This is a genomic window from Croceivirga lutea (assembly GCF_014235875.1).
Lineage (GTDB): Bacteria > Bacteroidota > Bacteroidia > Flavobacteriales > Flavobacteriaceae > Croceivirga > Croceivirga lutea.
In genome coordinates, this window is the sequence record NZ_JACJUK010000001.1 from 179507 (window position 1) to 195977 (window position 16471).

Sequence of the window (16471 nt, forward strand, 5' to 3'; positions counted from 1 at the left end):
TTTTTTGCATGTTCCCTTTCGAAAATTGAAATCCTTTAAAGATAGAATAATTTGACAAATTTTAAATATTTTAACAAAATTTCTTTTCGTGTTAGGTATGCCGAAACTGACCAGATGGGTGTAGTATATCACGGCAATTATGCGCAATACCTAGAGATGGGAAGAGTAGAGTGGCTGCGAGGTTTGGGGTTTTCTTACAAAAAAATGGAAGAAAATGGTGTTATGCTTCCGGTAATATCCTTACAATTGAATTTTAAGAATTCAGCTTTTTATGACGACCTACTAATTGTAGAAACTAGATTAAAAAAAATGCCAACAGTTAAGATTGAATTTGACTATAAAATCTACAACGATAAAAGTCAGCTTTTGGTCGAAGCTAATACGGTTTTGGCATTTGTAGATATGAAAACAAAAAAACCAACAAGATGTCCTGAAAATATATTGGAACAAATTACGCTTAAGTCATAATTTGAAGCTCAACTTTATGTAAATTTTCAAATGCTTTGGTAAAATCTGTTTTATATTTTTTGGCAATGTTTGCCACAATATGGCATTCCATTTCCATATGTTGAGAAACCATGGTAGCATCAAATCTTTTTAAAATACCCATAACGCTATTTAAATCATTATATCCAAACTTTAAAGAAACCTGTTTTTCCACTACTTTTTCTATTATTGCACAATTCTCTAAAGTAAGTTTTGCAGTTTCTTTATAAGCCTGAATTAATCCACCAACACCTAATTTTGTACCACCAAATATTCTAACCACTGCTATCAGTATATTAGTAACATTAAAAGATTGTATTTGACCATATATTGGCATACCAGCAGAATTGTTGGGTTCACCATCGTCATTGGCTCTAAAGATTTGGTTGTCAACACCCAATTGCCAAGCATAGCAAACATGATTTGCATTAGGGTATTTTTTACGCAACAAATCCAATGCGTTTTTAATTTCTTCTTGGGTTGAAACTGGGAAAGCATAACCAAAGAATTTACTCTTTCGTTCTTTAAATAAAATTTCTGCTGAGGCCTCTTTAATAGTATTAAATGATTCTTTTTGTTCCATTTAAAATAATGCTACTAGAATAATGCTTAAAATGGCTAGAATTACACCAAGAATATTTTTTGAGGATAGTTTTTCTTTAAAAAGTAGTATACCTAATAGTGTAGTAAATAAAACAATTGCCACATTATTAATGGTGAACACTGATGAGCTATTTAGCTGATTATTATTTAAGGCTTTAAGTAAAAAATATATGGAGAAGTAATTAGGAACTCCTAGACAGATGCCTCCAATTACATTTTTCAGGTTAATTTTTAAAGGTGTTTTAATTCCTCTGTAACCTACAAACAAAAAACCCGAAACAGCTGCGGCTCCAAAAACTGTAGAAGAAAATATAGGGTATTCACCATCATTTAAATACGCTTCTTGTATAAATTTAATACTCGTATCAATTATGCCTGAACCAATAAAAACAAGGATTGGTAGCCAAATATGATTTTTGTTTAAATGAATTCCTTTCTTTTTTACAGAGGCAAAATAAACAGCCCCTAAAGCCAAAAAAATTCCTATAATTTGAAATACAGATAACGAATCTTTATAAACCAATACGGCAAATAGTACAGGAATCACAAGTGACATTTTTGTGGCTATAGAGGTTACTCCAACACCATTAACTTGGGCAGATTTACCCATAATATTGAAGATTAAGATAAATAAAACACCAAGCAATGCAGTACCTATAAACCAGGGTTTTTGAGTTAAAGATGTAATAGTTACCGTTGTTGGATTAAAAAATAAACCTACCATACAGGCTACAACATAATTAGTAACAATGGCGTAAAGGGTTTGAACTTTATAAGTGTCGTATAATTTAAAAACTATGAATATGAGACTAGAGCAAAGAACGCTCAATGCTAAATACAGCATTAAAGGTGATTTTTAAGTTGTGTTATATCTTCTTTACCTACTTGCAGATTCCAAGTTTTAATACCCAATTTAGCTGCGGCGTCAGTATTTTCTTTGGTGTCATCAACAAATAAAGATTCTTGGGGTTGTAATTGATTTTCATTTAAAACAAATTCAAAAATCTCAGTATCCGGTTTTCGCATTTTCATTTCATACGATAAATAAAATACATCAAAAGCATTTTGAAATCTCGTAAATCGAGAACCCATTTGTTTCTTTATATATTCAATATGTATGTCATTAGTATTACTCAATAGAAAAAGACGATGCGAATTTTCTTTGCTTAGGTCTTCAATAAATTGTAGCCGGTGCTCAGGAAAATCTAACAGAATTGCATTCCAAGCATTACGTAAATCTTCTATTGTTGCTGAAGGAAATAAACGTTGGGTACTTTCTAGAAACTCTTGAGAAGAAATCAACCCCTTTTCATAGGCTTTAAAAATAACATCAAGCTCAGGAGTAATCATTTTGAATCCAAAATTTGACATTGCTAAAGCGGTAGCAGGTTTATCTAAATTGATAAAGATGTCACCAAAATCGAGAATAATGTTTTTAATCATTATAATAGGTATAAAGTTGGTCTTGTAAAACTGAAGTTCTAAAATTCGATTTTGAAACTAAAACTGGAGCTTTTGTGCCTTCACCAAAGTTAGATTTGCCTTTAAAAACCCTAGCCTCGTCCCAGAGATTGGCATCTATAAAAGATTGAATGGTTTTGGCGCCACCTTCTATAAAAACACTACTAATTTCAAATTCATACAAAAATTGGAGTATTTGAGAAGGTATGTTTTTAGTAAATTCTAATTGTTTAAAAACTATTGAATTTTCAAAATTAGAGCTCTTTGTGTTATTAAACACAATAACCTTAGTATTATCATTATAAATTGCCGCGGAAGAGGGAATTTTTAAAGACTTGTCTATAATAAGTTTTAAAGGTGCTTTTCCTGCATAATCTCTTACATTAAGTTTGGGATTGTCTTCTAAAACAGTAGTAGTTCCTGCTAAAATTGACATTTCTTTACTTCGCCATTTATGAACTAATTGTCTTGATTTTTTAGTGGTAATCCAAAAAGGTTCGGGCTTAAAACGTCTCATCTCTTTTAAAGGCGCTATAAAACCATCAGTAGTCTCTGCCCATTTTAAAATAACAAAAGGCCGTTTTTTTTCTTGCATTGTTAAAAAACGCCTATGATGAAATCTACATTCAGCTTCTAGGACACCTACAGTTAGTTCGCAACCATAAGATTTTAATTTTTCAATTCCTTTACCTGCTACTTTTTTATTGGGGTCTATTAAACCAATTACCACTCTAGGTATTTTGAATGTGGCAATTAAATCTGCGCATGGAGGTGTTTTTCCAAAATGCGAACATGGTTCTAGCGTAACATACAAAGTTGCTTTAGATAATAAAGATTTGTCAGAAACAGCATTAATGGCATTAACTTCTGCATGAGGCCCTCCAAAAGCACTAGTGAATCCTTCTCCAATAATATGTTGATTATGAACTATTACACAGCCCACCATAGGATTTGGAGCGGCTGAACCTAAAGCATTTTTTCCTAACTCTAGGGCGCGTTGCATATATTTGTGGTCGATATTCACCCTGCAAAAATAACGTATCTCAATAGATGAAAAATCAATTAACAATAAGACCAATTCAAATTGAAGACAATCAGGCAATGGCAGCCGTTATTAGAGGGGTTTTTGATGAGTTAGACGTTCCCAAAACAGGAACGGCTTATGCGGACCCTGCAATGGAAGATTTATTCGGAACTTATCAAAAAGATAGGAGTGCTTATTTTGTAATTGCAGATGACAAAACGGTTTATGGTGGCGCGGGAATAGCACAGTTAGATAATTTTGAAGGCGATGTTTGTGAGCTGCAAAAAATGTATTTTTCAAATAGTATAAGAGGTAAGGGTTTAGGTAAACAGCTTATAATGCTATGCTTAGAAACGGCAAAACAATTTGGTTTTGAGGGATGCTATTTAGAAACCATGCCTTATATGGATGCAGCTCAAATACTCTACAAAAAAAATGGGTTTAAGTACATTGATGCACCAATGGGTTGTACAGGGCATTCTGCCTGCCCGGTTTATATGTATAAAGATTTGTAATACGTATGTATTTAAAAGAAATTAAATCTATTTTTAAGAAAGAATTGCAATCTCTTTATCCAAAGGAAGAAATAGATAGTTTCTTTTTTCTTTTAATCGAACATTATCTTGGTTTACAACGTTTTATATTAGTTGTACAGCCAGAACTGGTCATAACCAAAGAAGAAGAACAACCACTTTTTGAAGCCTTATCAAGATTAAAAAATCAAGAACCAGTTCAATACATAATTGGTGAAACTTTTTTCAAAGAATTACGGTTTAAGGTAAATCAACATACGTTAATTCCAAGACCAGAGACCGAGGAATTGGTAAACTGGATTTTGAATGATTTATCCGATACACCTAAAAAAACACGTCTATTAGATATAGGAACGGGTAGTGGTTGTATTGCCATAAGTTTGGCTCATTATTTACCACAGGCAAACGTATCTGCCGTAGACATTTCAAAGAAGGCTTTGCACATAGCACAAGAAAATGCAACGCATAATGGTGTTGAAATAAATTTTTTTCAGCAAGATATTTTAACAGCAAAACAAGCAGATTACTCTTATGATATTATTGTCTCAAACCCACCTTATGTTAGAGAGTTAGAAAAGGCAGAAATGCATAAGAATGTTTTGCAGTACGAACCAGAATCAGCACTTTTTGTTTCAGATAAGAATCCATTACTATTTTACGAAGCTATAGTAGAATTTGCGACTAAAAATTTGGCTGAAGGTGGTAGTTTGTATTTTGAAATAAATCAATATCTCCCAGAAGTTACTAAACAATTATTGTTAACAAAAGGATTTACACAGGTTGAATTAAGGAAAGATATTTTAGGTAATTTCCGAATGTTGAAAGCAATGCGTTAGATGAAAACAAAAGAACAAATTGAAGCGTTACGAAAAGAGCTACGTGAACATAACTATAATTATTACGTTCTAGACAATCCTATAATTTCTGATTTCGATTTTGATATGAAATTGAAGGCGTTACAAGAACTAGAACAAAAATACCCAGAGTTTTATGACCCAAGTTCACCAACATTACGTGTTGGGGGAGCGGTAACTAAAAACTTTGAAACCGTTGTACATGAGCATCGCATGTATTCTTTAGACAATTCATATTCTAAAGAAGATTTAGAAGACTGGGAAAAACGTATTCAACGTATTTTGGGCGATGTTCAGGTTGAATTTGTATGTGAGCTCAAATATGATGGTGCTTCTATAAGTCTCACCTATGAAAATGGCGAGTTGCAACGAGCGGTTACGCGTGGTGATGGTTTTCAAGGAGATTTGGTAACCACCAATATTAAAACTATCAATTCTATTCCATTAAAACTTAAAGGAGATTATCCTCCAAAATTTGATATCCGTGGAGAGATAATATTAACCTTAGATGGTTTTGCTAAAATGAATCAGGAACGTCTAGATAATGGAGAGGAACCTTATATGAATCCGCGAAACACGGCATCTGGGAGTTTAAAATTACAAGATAGTGCATTGGTGGCCAAAAGACCTTTAGAGTGTTTGTTGTATAGCGTAGTAGGCGCATCGGGTTTAGAAACACAGTTTGAAGTTTTAGAAAAAACAAGACAATGGGGTTTTAAAGTTCCGCCAGTTTCAAAACTTGTGAAATCTATTAATGAAGTTGTTCAATTTATAGCATATTGGGATGTACATAGACACGACCTACCTTATGAGACCGATGGTGTAGTAATTAAGGTAAATAATTTACAGCAGCAAGAAGAGCTTGGTTATACGGCAAAAGCGCCACGTTGGGCCATGGCCTATAAGTTTAAGGCAGAACAGGTATCCACCGTTTTAAATGAGATTACATATCAGGTAGGAAGAACAGGAGCAATTACTCCGGTAGCTAATTTAGAACCTGTGCTTTTAGCAGGAACCACTGTAAAAAGAGCTTCTCTCCATAATGCAGACCAAATTGCAAAATTAGATGTGCGAGAAGGTGATACCGTTTTTGTTGAAAAAGGAGGAGAAATTATACCAAAAATAATTGCGGTTGATTTTACCAAAAGAAGTCGTAATTCGGAACCCACGATTTATATTTCTCATTGTCCAGAATGTGGCACAGAACTTCTTAGAAAAGAAGGCGAAGCTCAACATTTTTGCCCTAACGATATGGGTTGTCCACCCCAAATAACAGGTAGAATTCAACACTTTATTTCAAGAAAAGCTATGGATATAGAAGGTCTTGGTGGTGAAACAGTTGAATTGCTATTTAAAGAAGGTCTAATTGCAAACTATGCAGATTTATACACCCTAACTGTGGCACAGATTACACCTTTAGAACGCATGGCAGAAAAGTCGGCAGAAAATTTAGTAAATGGTGTAGCAGCCTCTAAAAACATACCTTTTGAACGTGTTCTTTTTGGATTGGGAATTAGATATGTTGGCGAAACGGTTGCTAAAAAGCTGGCTAAGGCTTACAAAAATATAGATGCGTTAATGGCGGCATCCCAAGAAAGTTTAGTTGCCGTAGATGAAATTGGCGAACGTATTGCGGAAAGCGTGGTTCAATTTTTTAGGGAAGAAAAAAATAGAACTATTATTGAGCGATTGAAAAGTTATGGTCTGCGGTTTTCCCTGTCTGAAGAGCAATTACAAAATCAATCAGATGCTTTAAAAGGGCAAACATTTGTAGTTTCTGGCGTTTTTGAAACTATCGGAAGAACTGAACTTAAAAAACTTATCGAAGATAATGGGGGCAAAGTAGCTTCTTCAGTCTCCTCTAAAACCACTTATTTAGTTGCGGGTGATAAAATGGGTCCAAGTAAACGTTCTAAGGCAGAGAACTTAGGTGTAGCTATAATTTCTGAAAAAGAGTTTTTGGCAATGCTAGCATAAATGATTACCAACACAACAAGACGATTTTGGTATGCACTATTGAGTTCAATTGCTTTTATGGTTCGTTACCGTTATTTTAAAAAGTGGTTTTGGTTGCCTCTGCTGATTCTTGCCGTAGGTTTTTTGCTACCGCATTCCATGATAATACCGGTAAAAGATGCAAACCAATCAAGTTGGAATAAAAACTCGTTTTGGGCATATCCTTGGGGTAGTTCTATTACCCATAAGGGTATTGATATTTTTGCCAAAAAAGGAACGCCAGTAGTTGCCGCAACATATGGCATAGTGGTATATACAGCAAATTCTGGAAAGGGTGGTAAGTCGGTAATGATTCTGGGGCCAAAATGGCGATTTCATTATTATGCACATTTAAATGCTATTCAAACTTTTCCATTAAAACCAATTCAACAAGGTGAGATTATAGGTACTGTTGGTGATACTGGCAACGCAAAGGGCAAGCCACCTCATTTACATTACGCAATTACCACACCATTTCCGTATATTAGTTTACGAGACAAAGAAGCTGTACAAGGCTGGAAAAAAATGTTTTATCTTAATCCTGATACGTGGTTAAGACCTTTAGAAAGTAACTAATGGAAGAATTTTTTAATCCTGAAGCTTATAGAATTGTTAGAAATATAATGATAGGCTTTGCTGCCTTTTATGTGTTATTTGAGGTTGCCTTAAATTTAAATGAATTAGAAAACGACACTTCAAATATTATTTTATTTGAAGCTGCCAAAGACAAACTTTTTTTTATCCCGTTCGCATTAGGTACTATAATGGGGCATCTTTTTTTAGGCACTAACAATAAAGTGTTTTATATAGGAGATGGTTGGCCCGTAATTTTACTTTTTGCTTTTTGCGCTATTATGACGATAATTGGTTTTAAAGTTAAGTTTGAAAAATCAAGGGCCTTTTTTACATTATTATTGTTGTTAGGTGTTGCCTACGGTCATTTTTTTTGGTCAATGAATTTTAGTTGAAATGATTTTTAGAAACTTTTTCCTTCGGAATTTAAAGACCCTAAAAACAATCAGAACTATTCTTGCTATAGTGTTAGGGACAATGATTATCATTGATATAGTTTTAGTGGCTTTAGGTGATGAATACCCCACGTTTAGTGAAATTGTAAAAGACCAAAGAAGTGAGTTAATATGGTTGAATTTTTTACTTGGAGGTTTAGTGGGTAAAGTATTTTATAACCGTGTAGTGTATACCAAAAAGCCAGAAATCTCAGGCTTTTTTGCATTTCTCTCAATTTTAGTTTTGTTAGGTTTTTTAGGTCAATTAGAGTCGTTTCAACTAGAAACTTGGCATCAACTGTTAGTTATGATTACAGGGGCTATTGTGGGCCAGCGCATATGGCCGCAATATGTAGCAGACGAACCAACCGAAGCAGAAATACAACGAGCAAAAGCAAAAAAATGATATCAACATACCAAGAATTTAAAGATTCTTTACAGCTACAACAACCACCATCTTCATGGTCTGTGCATTTACGTTCATTATGGTTCGATGCTAAAAACAACTGGCATGCCTCGCACGATTTAGTAGACCAGCTTACTGATACAATATCTAAACAAATTCATGCATACTTGCATAGAAAAGAAGGTGATGATTGGAACGCGGGATATTGGTACAGGCAAGCAGGGAAACCTTTTTGCAAGCTAACTTTAGATGAAGAGTTTCAATTACTTGTAGAAGATGTACTTAGTAATTAAAGTGTTCTAATTTGAGTTAAAATAGGAAAATGGTCACTATAACCATTATTGTTAGTTACGGTACCATCGGCTTTTATGTTAAAGGTAAATTTCTTTGGTCGAACAGTAGTGGTAGAAGTTCTCATTATTTCTGGTGTAAAGATTTCTAACATTGGCAAATCATCATCATCTCTGACTAATTGTAAACCGTTAGTGCCAAAGAGTAAACCTCTAGAAATTATAAATTGGTCTAACATATTCATGGTATTGATTGATTGAGAATAAAAATGAGTTCCTACATCTGGCTTACTGGCTTTACCCCAAGAACAATTGAATAAAAATGCTTCTTTTTTTAAGTAACTAGAAATTGAAGGTAAGTGTGTGGCTTCACTTTGACCTCTCTTTATAATTTCTTCAATTTTATCGTATCCATTTGAGGCTTGTAGTTCTTCCAAAACACTTCTATCATAGGGTTCATCATTTAAGTCTCCCATTATTAAAATGTTCACATTCCATTTGTCATTTAAAAAAGTCATTGCTTCTTCGGTGTCATCTAGAGCCAAAAACGCTTGTCTATCTAATTTTAAGTGTTCGTCTACGATTTTTCCGCACTGGCTGGCTACGGTAATTCTGAAGGGTTCAGATTCATACCTTCCACGAGAACGAGATGGCCAGTGATTAACTAAAACAATTAGTTCAGCATCATTTTCTTTAACCTTTAAAGCAACTTCAAAAATATCTCTCGTAGGGTACCTTAGGTGCACCAAATGTTCTTTAGGTTTACCTATTATTTCAAACATGGTTGTATCGTAAATTAATGAACAGTCTATACCTCTAATATCTGGAGAGTCTACATGAGCAACAGCTAAATCTTGCCTATCTAATTGGGCTAAAAGTTCATTGGCAATTGAAAGGTTTTCAATTTCACACAACCCAAGTAAATCAGGGCCATTACCTTCAAACATTTGATTGATAATGTTAGCAAGATTTTCAATTTTTTTGTCTTTAGTTTCATTGGTCCACCCATTAGCAGGCGTAAATTCAAAATCCGCAGCTATTTCTGAAAGAGAAGTGTCAAAAAGATTTTGAAGGTTCCAAAAAGCAGTATTTAATAGGGCCATGATTTTTGTTTTAAAGGTAAGAGGATTGTTTTTGACAACTGATGTTATTGTATTTATTGATGACAATTTTGTACCGATGGAATTCAGCACCTTTCAAATGTTGTATTTGTAACAATTTGTGAATTTTTTCAATAAGGGTATTCAATTAATTTAGCACTCGCTTGATGGGGAATGTATAAATTTGTAGAAATACTACCCGAATGATATTTCGAACCATACAAGACAAGTTCAAAGTAAAATCGGCTCACAAGTTTTTAGAAGATGAGCTTAAGAAGGCAAAAAGGCCAACAGATAAGAAAGGAATTTCAAGTATAGCATGTGTTGTAGACATGGATGCCTTTTCAAATGCTGAGGTCTTTCAAGAATTAAGAAAAAGTCTTGATTTAAAACCAAATGCAGTTCATGTCATTGGTTTTAAAAAGACTGCCGATAAAAATGGGATGTTTTCTATACCCTTTGTTACTGATAAAGAACTTGGTTGGAATGGCTCAATAGAAAACGGGGATTTTAGCGAATTTGCAGGAAGACCGTACGATTTGTTGATAAACTATTATACTGACAATCGGTTGATGCTAAAACTAATGTCTACAAAAATTGATGCTAGATTACGAGTAGGATTAGAGGCAGCAGATAGTAACTTAAATGATTTAATCTTTAGTTGTAATCTCAATGATTTTACAACCTTTCAAGCAGAATTGAAAAAGTATTTAAAGATTTTGAAAGAAGTAGCATAATGGAAATTTTAGTTGGAACAGGAGTAGCTTTAGTAACACCGTTTACAAAAGATTTAGAAGTAGATGTTGATGCACTAAAAGATATCGTAGAATATAATATCGCCGGTAATGTTGATTATTTAGTGGTTTTAGGAACAACCGCCGAGTCAGTGACATTAACAGCGCAAGAAAAGCGGTTGGTAATGAAAACCGTTTCTTTAGTTAATGCAGGCCGTTTACCTTTAGTTGTAGGTGTTGGAGGAAACAACACTATGGCGGTTGTTAACGAATTAAAACAAACAGATTTTTTAGATTACCAAGCAATTTTATCAGTTTCTCCAGCTTATAATAAACCTACACAAGAAGGAATATATCAGCATTTTAAGGCCATATCAGCTGCATCACCCTTACCAATCGTAGTTTACAACGTTCCCTCAAGAACAGGCAGTAATATGTTACCTGAAACTACTTTGCGTTTGGCCAAAGATTTTAAGAATATTGTAGCTATTAAAGAGGCTTGTGCAGATCAAATACAAATAGACCAGTTACTGCAAGGCAAACCAGAGGAGTTTCATATTATTTCTGGTGACGATTTTACTGCATTATCAACAGTGCTAGCCGGGGGTTCTGGGGTTATTTCTGTTTTGGGGCAAGGCCTTCCACAGCAATTCTCAACAATGATTTCACTCGGTTTAAAAGGAGATTCGGAACCAGCCTATGAAATTCATCAAAGTTTATTAAATGGTATGCATTTAATATTTGAAGAAGGTAATCCTACCGGAATTAAATCCGTCTACAATCACTACAATTTATGTAGATTAGAGGTAAGATTGCCATTGGTTAAAGCTAGTAGACAATTAGAAGATAAAATTGCATTATTCCTAAATCAACTGGAAACAATTGCAGTTTAGACGTTAATTTTTGACTAATTCTTTTTTTGTAGGCTAAAAGCTGTTTATAATTGCAGGTATACTATTTAGTATTTAAATGAATAATTGTACTTTTGCACGATGTTTTTGAATATGAGGCAGCTTTCTATCCTTTGTTTTTCTGTTATAATTTTGTTTTCTTCTTGTAACGAGTATCAAAAAGTACTTAAGAATACAGATGTTAAACCAAAATATGATTTAGCAGAGAAGTTTTATAATGAAGGGGATTATACCAGAGCTAAAAGGTTATTTGAACAAATAGCCCCAAAATATGCAGGTAAACCTCAAGGTGAAAGGGTAATGTTCTTTTTCGCCGATTCTTACTACCAATCTGGCGATTATTACTTATCAGGATATCAATTTGAAAGATTTATTAAATCGTACCCAAATAGTGAAAAGCTCCAACAAGCATATTTTTTAGAGGCAAAAAGCTATTATTACATGTCTCCGAGATATTCTTTAGACCAGTCTGATACTGATAGGGCATTAAGCAAGCTCCAGTTGTTTATAAACAACTATCCAAATTCTGAGTATTTTGAAGAAGCAAATGCTTTAGCGCAAGAATTAACTAAGAAAAAACAAAAGAAACAATATGAGATTGGTAAGCAATATGCTAAGTTGGGAGAATTATATCTTCTAGATTTTAATATTGCTGCGAATACGGCATTAGATAACTTTGTATCTGAGAATCCTGGAACTTCTTACAGGGAAGATGCACTATTTCAACGATTAAAAGCGTTAGCAAATTTAGCGTTAAATAGTACGTATTCTAAGAAGCCTGAGCGTATTAAGAATGCAAAAGAAGCATACCAACAGTTATTAAAAGCTTACCCAGAAACTAGCTATCTTAAAGATGCAAACAATTATTTAAAGAAGTTAGAAAGGGAAGAAATAATAGAAGTAGAAACAACAAAATAATTTGTAGTTACCATGCAAGATTTAAAAAATAGTAATGCACCTGTTTCAACAATTACGTACAATCGTAATGAGTTCGATGAAAAAACAGACAACATTTATGAAGCAATTTCTATAGCGGCCAAAAGAGCTACTCAAATTAACTCTGAGATTAAAAAAGAGTTGTTAGAAAAGTTAGAAGAATTTGCTACGTATAGTGATAGCTTAGAAGAAGTTTTTGAAAACAAGGAACAAATAGAAGTTTCTAAGTTTTACGAAAAACTACCTAAGCCACATGCATTATCTGCTCAAGAGTGGATGGATGACAAAATTTATTACCGTAACACAGATAGAGACGAATAGATGTTAAGCGGAAAAAATATCCTTTTGGGCATAACCGGGGGGATTGCCGCTTATAAAACTACCTTTCTTGTTAGGTTATTGATAAAAGCTGGTGCCTCGGTTAAAGTAGTATTAACCGAAAGTGCCAGCTCTTTTGTTTCTCCACTTACCTTAACTACACTATCTAAGAATGCTGTGGTAATGGATTTTGTAAAGAATGAGGATAATGAAATTTCATGGAATAATCATGTTAAGTTAGGCTTATGGGCAGACCTGTTTATTATTGCTCCCGCTACGGCAAATACACTTTCTAAAATGGCTAATGGAGTATGTGATAATTTGTTGTTAGCAACTTATCTTTCTGCAAAATGTCCAGTTTATTTTGCCCCAGCTATGGATTTAGATATGTATAAGCATTCATCAACCAAAGCAACTTTTGACAAGCTCACGTCTTTTGGTAATGTAATGATACCTGCAGAGTCTGGTGAATTGGCAAGCGGGCTTGTTGGAGAAGGTAGAATGGCAGAACCAGAAAACATTATCTCTTTTATTGAACAGCATTTAATAAAGGGGTCACCACTTTGCAATAAAACCGTGTTAATCACTGCTGGTCCAACGCATGAAGCCATAGACCCCGTAAGATATATTGGCAACAAATCTACGGGAACAATGGGTTTTGAATTGGCAAAGAAGGCTGCTGAATTAGGAGCAAAAGTTTTTCTAATTTCGGGGCCAACCAATTTAGAATTAAATAACAATCAAATAACCATAGTTCCTGTGGTTTCCGCAAAACAAATGTATAAAGCGGTTCATGAGTATTTTTCTGATGTTGATATTGCCATAAGCGCTGCTGCCGTTGCTGACTATACCCCTAAGAATGTTTCTGAACAAAAAATTAAAAAGCAAGAAGCGGAACCAATGCAATTAGAGTTGGAGCGTACTCAAGATATCTTACTATCTATGGGTAACGCAAAAACAAATCAATTTTTGGTTGGATTTGCTTTAGAAACGCAAAACGTTTTTGACAACGCCAAGAAAAAGCTCGTAAAAAAGAATCTAGACCTAATTGTAGCCAACACTTTAGAAGATAAAGGAGCAGGTTTTGGAACTTCAACTAATAAAATTACCCTGCTTGACAAGAATTTAAACGAAAAAACGTTTGATTTAAAACCAAAGTCAGAAGTAGCTTCTGATATCTGGTCAGCAATCATTACAAAATTAGATGCGTAAGTACTTTTTTATTTTTTTCTGCTTTGGATTCATAGCAACAACTATTGCTCAAGAATTTAATTGCACCATAACAGTCAATTCTGACCAGGTAGGACAAACAAATCAGCAAATATTTGGTACGCTTGAAAAGTCTTTAAATGACTTTGTAAATAAAAATAAATGGACCAATAGAGTATATAAAGAAAATGAACGCATAGAAGCGCAAATGTTCATTACAATTACCAAGTACGAGTCTGATCGCTTTGAAGGTAACATTCAGTTACAATCATCTAGACCAGTATTTAATACCGCATATAGTAGTCCAATTTTTAATTACCGAGACAACACTTTTAATTTTATATATCAAGAATTTGAACCTTTGGTGTACAACCCTAACTCACTAGACTCCAATTTGGTAGCAATGGTTTCTTACTACATATATATTATTTTGGGTCTAGATGCCGATACGTTTTCTTTACAGGGAGGAGACGAGTTTTATGAAAATGCCAGAAATATAGTAACCCAAGCTCAGGGTAGTGGTTATGCAGGTTGGGCACAAGAAACAGGGGAACGCACTAGATTTGAATTAGTGGATAATTTACTTTCTAATACATTTAGAGAGTACAGAATAGCCATGTACAACTATCATAGAAAGGGGTTAGATGTAATGGCAGATAATAATAGTACAGGTAAACAAATAATTGCTGGAAGCATTAGATTATTTGAAAGTCTAATAAAAAGAAGGCCAAATGCCTTTCTAATTCAGACATTTTTTGATGCCAAGAGCGAAGAAATTCAAAATATCTTTTCAGATGGTCCAAAGGTTGACATTGTAAAACTTAAAGAAACCTTGAATAGAGTGGCTCCATTTTATAGTAGCACTTGGAACCAAATTCAGTATTAATAGGTATTAATTTACATAGTATCTTTGCCCAGTTTAATTCTGGGAATGCTAACAAATCTTTCAATAAAAAATTACGCTTTAATTGAAACACTTGATGTAAGTTTTGATAGTGGTTTTATTACTATCACTGGAGAAACTGGCGCAGGTAAATCTATTTTGTTGGGTGCTCTTTCTTTGGTTTTAGGTAAACGAGCAGATTTATCTGTGCTAAGAAATAAGGACACTAAATGCATAATTGAGGCAGATTTTCAAGTTAAGAACTATAGACTACATTCATTTTTTGAAGAAAACGATCTCGATTTTGAGCCGCTTACTATATTAAGAAGAGAAATTCTACCAAGCGGAAAATCTAGGGCCTTTATCAATGATACCCCAGTGACTCTGAATGTATTAGCAAATCTGGGTGATAGGTTGGTAGATATTCATTCACAACATCAAACGTTGCAGTTAGCAGAAAATGAATTTCAGCTTAAAGTGATTGATGCAATTGCAATGAATCAGGAGCTATTAGCCTCGTACTCTAAAGAATTAATTGAACACAAAACCATAGTTAAAGATCTTGAAGAATTAATTAACTATAAGTCACAAGCTAACAAGGAGTTGGAATACAATTCTTTTCTACTAAAAGAGCTTCAAGATGCCAAACTAAAAGTGGGAATGTTAGAAGAATTAGAACAAGAATATGAACAGCTTAATAACGTAGAAACTATTCTTGAAAATCTTCAAACAGCATCTCAAACACTTAATAACGAAGAGATAGGTATTCTATCACAATTACAAATTATAAAGCAAGCACTTGGCAAACTAAGCGGATTTAGCAAAGAATATCAAGGCCTTTTTCAGCGAATAGAATCGGTTACTATTGAACTTGATGATATTTTTTCAGAATTAGAACAAGTTTCAGAAAGGGTAGAAGCAAACCCTAAACGTTTTGAGCAAGTAAATACCCAACTTCAATTATTACATAACTTATTTAAAAAACATCAAACTGATTCTGTTGAACAATTGCAAGAAATCAGGAATGATTTAGAGGAAAAAGTAGATGTTTCTTTAAATGTTGACGCCAAAATTGAAGCAAAAGAAAAAGAACTTCAGCTAATAGAAAAGTCTTTAAACAACAAGGCAAAAGAATTACATCAGAATCGTGAGAAGATAATTCCAACTCTGAAACAAGAATTAGAAGACAAATTAGCATTGTTAGGTATGCCATCTTCCTCTTTTAAAATAGAATTAACCCTTACTAAAGAATTTAAAAGTACGGGTAAAGATGATTTAAGTTTCTTGTTTTCAGCAAATAAGGGCTCCAGTTATGGAGAATTAAAGAAAGTAGCTTCAGGTGGAGAGCTTTCAAGAATTATGTTAGTTATTAAATCTATTCTAGCCAAGTTTGAAAAGTTACCTACCTTGATGTTTGATGAGATTGATACTGGTGTTTCAGGTGAGATTTCTAGCAAAATGGGTAGTATTATGAAACAAATGGGTAAAAACATGCAAGTTTATTCTATAACGCATTTGCCGCAGGTAGCTGCCCAAGGAAGTTCCCAATATAAAGTGTTCAAGCAAGAAAATGAAGAAGCTACATTTACACATATGAAACAGTTAGAATTAGACGAGCGAATAGCAGAATTGTCAGAAATGCTCGGTGGTAAAAACCCTGCAAGTTCAGCAGTTGCTCATGCTAAAGAATTACTGGGTGTATAATCTTGTGAGATATTCAA

The 16471-nt window shown here is 33.9% G+C and carries 20 protein-coding genes; 15 read left to right on the plus strand and 5 right to left on the minus strand.

The annotated features are described in order from the left end of the window. The first annotated feature begins 51 nt into the window (after positions 1–51). Positions 52–468, plus strand: a complete 417-nt coding sequence (locus H5V42_RS00860) for an acyl-CoA thioesterase (protein WP_262889897.1) — start codon at positions 52–54, stop codon at positions 466–468. Here the strand turns inward: H5V42_RS00860 and H5V42_RS00865 are convergent. Genes H5V42_RS00865 through ribD form a run of 4 tightly spaced genes read right to left on the minus strand, consistent with a single transcriptional unit; the run spans position 458 to position 3574 of the window. Next, a complete protein-coding gene (locus tag H5V42_RS00865; protein WP_185781226.1) occupies positions 458–1069 on the minus strand; it encodes an IMPACT family protein in 612 nt (203 codons plus the stop codon). The two genes, H5V42_RS00860 and H5V42_RS00865, sit on opposite strands and share 11 nt — an antisense overlap. Then, complete coding sequence (locus H5V42_RS00870) at positions 1070–1933, minus strand: DMT family transporter (RefSeq protein WP_185781227.1); 864 nt, start codon at positions 1931–1933, stop codon at positions 1070–1072. Continuing rightward, positions 1933–2532 (minus strand): HAD family hydrolase, encoded by a 600-nt coding sequence (locus H5V42_RS00875; RefSeq protein WP_185781228.1) that lies wholly within the window; start codon positions 2530–2532, stop codon positions 1933–1935. The genes H5V42_RS00870 and H5V42_RS00875 overlap by 1 nt, the downstream gene beginning before the upstream one ends. After that, on the minus strand, positions 2525–3574 hold the full coding sequence (gene ribD / locus H5V42_RS00880) for a bifunctional diaminohydroxyphosphoribosylaminopyrimidine deaminase/5-amino-6-(5-phosphoribosylamino)uracil reductase RibD (RefSeq protein WP_390809341.1): 1050 nt from the start codon (positions 3572–3574) through the stop codon (positions 2525–2527). The genes H5V42_RS00875 and ribD overlap by 8 nt, the downstream gene beginning before the upstream one ends. A 26-nt stretch (positions 3575–3600) precedes the next feature. Between ribD and H5V42_RS00885 the strand changes: the two genes are divergently transcribed. The 7 genes from H5V42_RS00885 (at position 3601) to H5V42_RS00915 (ending at position 8662) form a co-directional block, all read left to right on the plus strand. Beyond that, on the plus strand, positions 3601–4089 hold the full coding sequence (locus tag H5V42_RS00885; protein ID WP_185781230.1) for a GNAT family N-acetyltransferase: 489 nt from the start codon (positions 3601–3603) through the stop codon (positions 4087–4089). A gap of 5 nt (positions 4090–4094) precedes the next feature. Further along, on the plus strand, positions 4095–4943 hold the full coding sequence (gene prmC / locus H5V42_RS00890; protein WP_185781231.1) for a peptide chain release factor N(5)-glutamine methyltransferase: 849 nt from the start codon (positions 4095–4097) through the stop codon (positions 4941–4943). Beyond that, entirely contained in the window at positions 4944–6938 is a 1995-nt protein-coding gene (ligA, locus tag H5V42_RS00895) for an NAD-dependent DNA ligase LigA (RefSeq protein ID WP_185781232.1), read from the plus strand. It begins immediately after the preceding gene. Further along, on the plus strand, positions 6939–7532 hold the full coding sequence (locus H5V42_RS00900) for a M23 family metallopeptidase (RefSeq protein WP_185781233.1): 594 nt from the start codon (positions 6939–6941) through the stop codon (positions 7530–7532). Further along, on the plus strand, positions 7532–7924 hold the full coding sequence (locus H5V42_RS00905) for a hypothetical protein (RefSeq protein ID WP_185781234.1): 393 nt from the start codon (positions 7532–7534) through the stop codon (positions 7922–7924). Before H5V42_RS00900 ends, H5V42_RS00905 begins: the two co-directional genes overlap by 1 nt. Before the next feature lie 82 nt (positions 7925–8006). Beyond that, positions 8007–8369 (plus strand): hypothetical protein, encoded by a 363-nt coding sequence (locus tag H5V42_RS00910; RefSeq protein WP_206682533.1) that lies wholly within the window; start codon positions 8007–8009, stop codon positions 8367–8369. Continuing rightward, on the plus strand, positions 8366–8662 hold the full coding sequence (locus H5V42_RS00915) for a hypothetical protein (RefSeq protein WP_185781236.1): 297 nt from the start codon (positions 8366–8368) through the stop codon (positions 8660–8662). Before H5V42_RS00910 ends, H5V42_RS00915 begins: the two co-directional genes overlap by 4 nt. Here the strand turns inward: H5V42_RS00915 and H5V42_RS00920 are convergent. Further along, a complete protein-coding gene (locus H5V42_RS00920; protein WP_185781237.1) occupies positions 8659–9762 on the minus strand; it encodes an endonuclease/exonuclease/phosphatase family protein in 1104 nt (367 codons plus the stop codon). The two genes, H5V42_RS00915 and H5V42_RS00920, sit on opposite strands and share 4 nt — an antisense overlap. 200 nt (positions 9763–9962) lie before the next feature. On the opposite strand from H5V42_RS00920, the gene H5V42_RS00925 reads away from it, so the two are divergent. The 7 genes from H5V42_RS00925 to recN all read left to right on the plus strand — a co-directional run bounded on the left by H5V42_RS00925 (position 9963) and on the right by recN (position 16454). Further along, positions 9963–10496 (plus strand): DUF6913 domain-containing protein, encoded by a 534-nt coding sequence (locus H5V42_RS00925; protein ID WP_185781238.1) that lies wholly within the window; start codon positions 9963–9965, stop codon positions 10494–10496. After that, positions 10496–11386: a 4-hydroxy-tetrahydrodipicolinate synthase gene (gene dapA, locus H5V42_RS00930; RefSeq protein WP_185781239.1), complete on the plus strand. Its 891-nt coding sequence runs from the start codon at positions 10496–10498 to the stop codon at positions 11384–11386. The genes H5V42_RS00925 and dapA overlap by 1 nt, the downstream gene beginning before the upstream one ends. 111 nt (positions 11387–11497) lie before the next feature. After that, a complete protein-coding gene (locus H5V42_RS00935) occupies positions 11498–12322 on the plus strand; it encodes an outer membrane protein assembly factor BamD (protein ID WP_241731804.1) in 825 nt (274 codons plus the stop codon). A 12-nt stretch (positions 12323–12334) separates the two neighbouring features. Beyond that, the gene (locus H5V42_RS00940; RefSeq protein WP_185781241.1) at positions 12335–12661 is read left to right on the plus strand and encodes a DNA-directed RNA polymerase subunit omega; all 327 of its coding nucleotides are present in this window, start codon (positions 12335–12337) and stop codon (positions 12659–12661) included. After that, positions 12662–13870 (plus strand): bifunctional phosphopantothenoylcysteine decarboxylase/phosphopantothenate--cysteine ligase CoaBC, encoded by a 1209-nt coding sequence (gene coaBC / locus H5V42_RS00945; protein WP_185781242.1) that lies wholly within the window; start codon positions 12662–12664, stop codon positions 13868–13870. After that, the gene (porD, locus tag H5V42_RS00950) at positions 13863–14753 is read left to right on the plus strand and encodes a type IX secretion system protein PorD (protein ID WP_185781243.1); all 891 of its coding nucleotides are present in this window, start codon (positions 13863–13865) and stop codon (positions 14751–14753) included. Before coaBC ends, porD begins: the two co-directional genes overlap by 8 nt. 45 nt (positions 14754–14798) lie before the next feature. After that, entirely contained in the window at positions 14799–16454 is a 1656-nt protein-coding gene (recN, locus tag H5V42_RS00955) for a DNA repair protein RecN (RefSeq protein WP_185781244.1), read from the plus strand. Positions 16455–16471 lie beyond the last annotated feature (17 nt).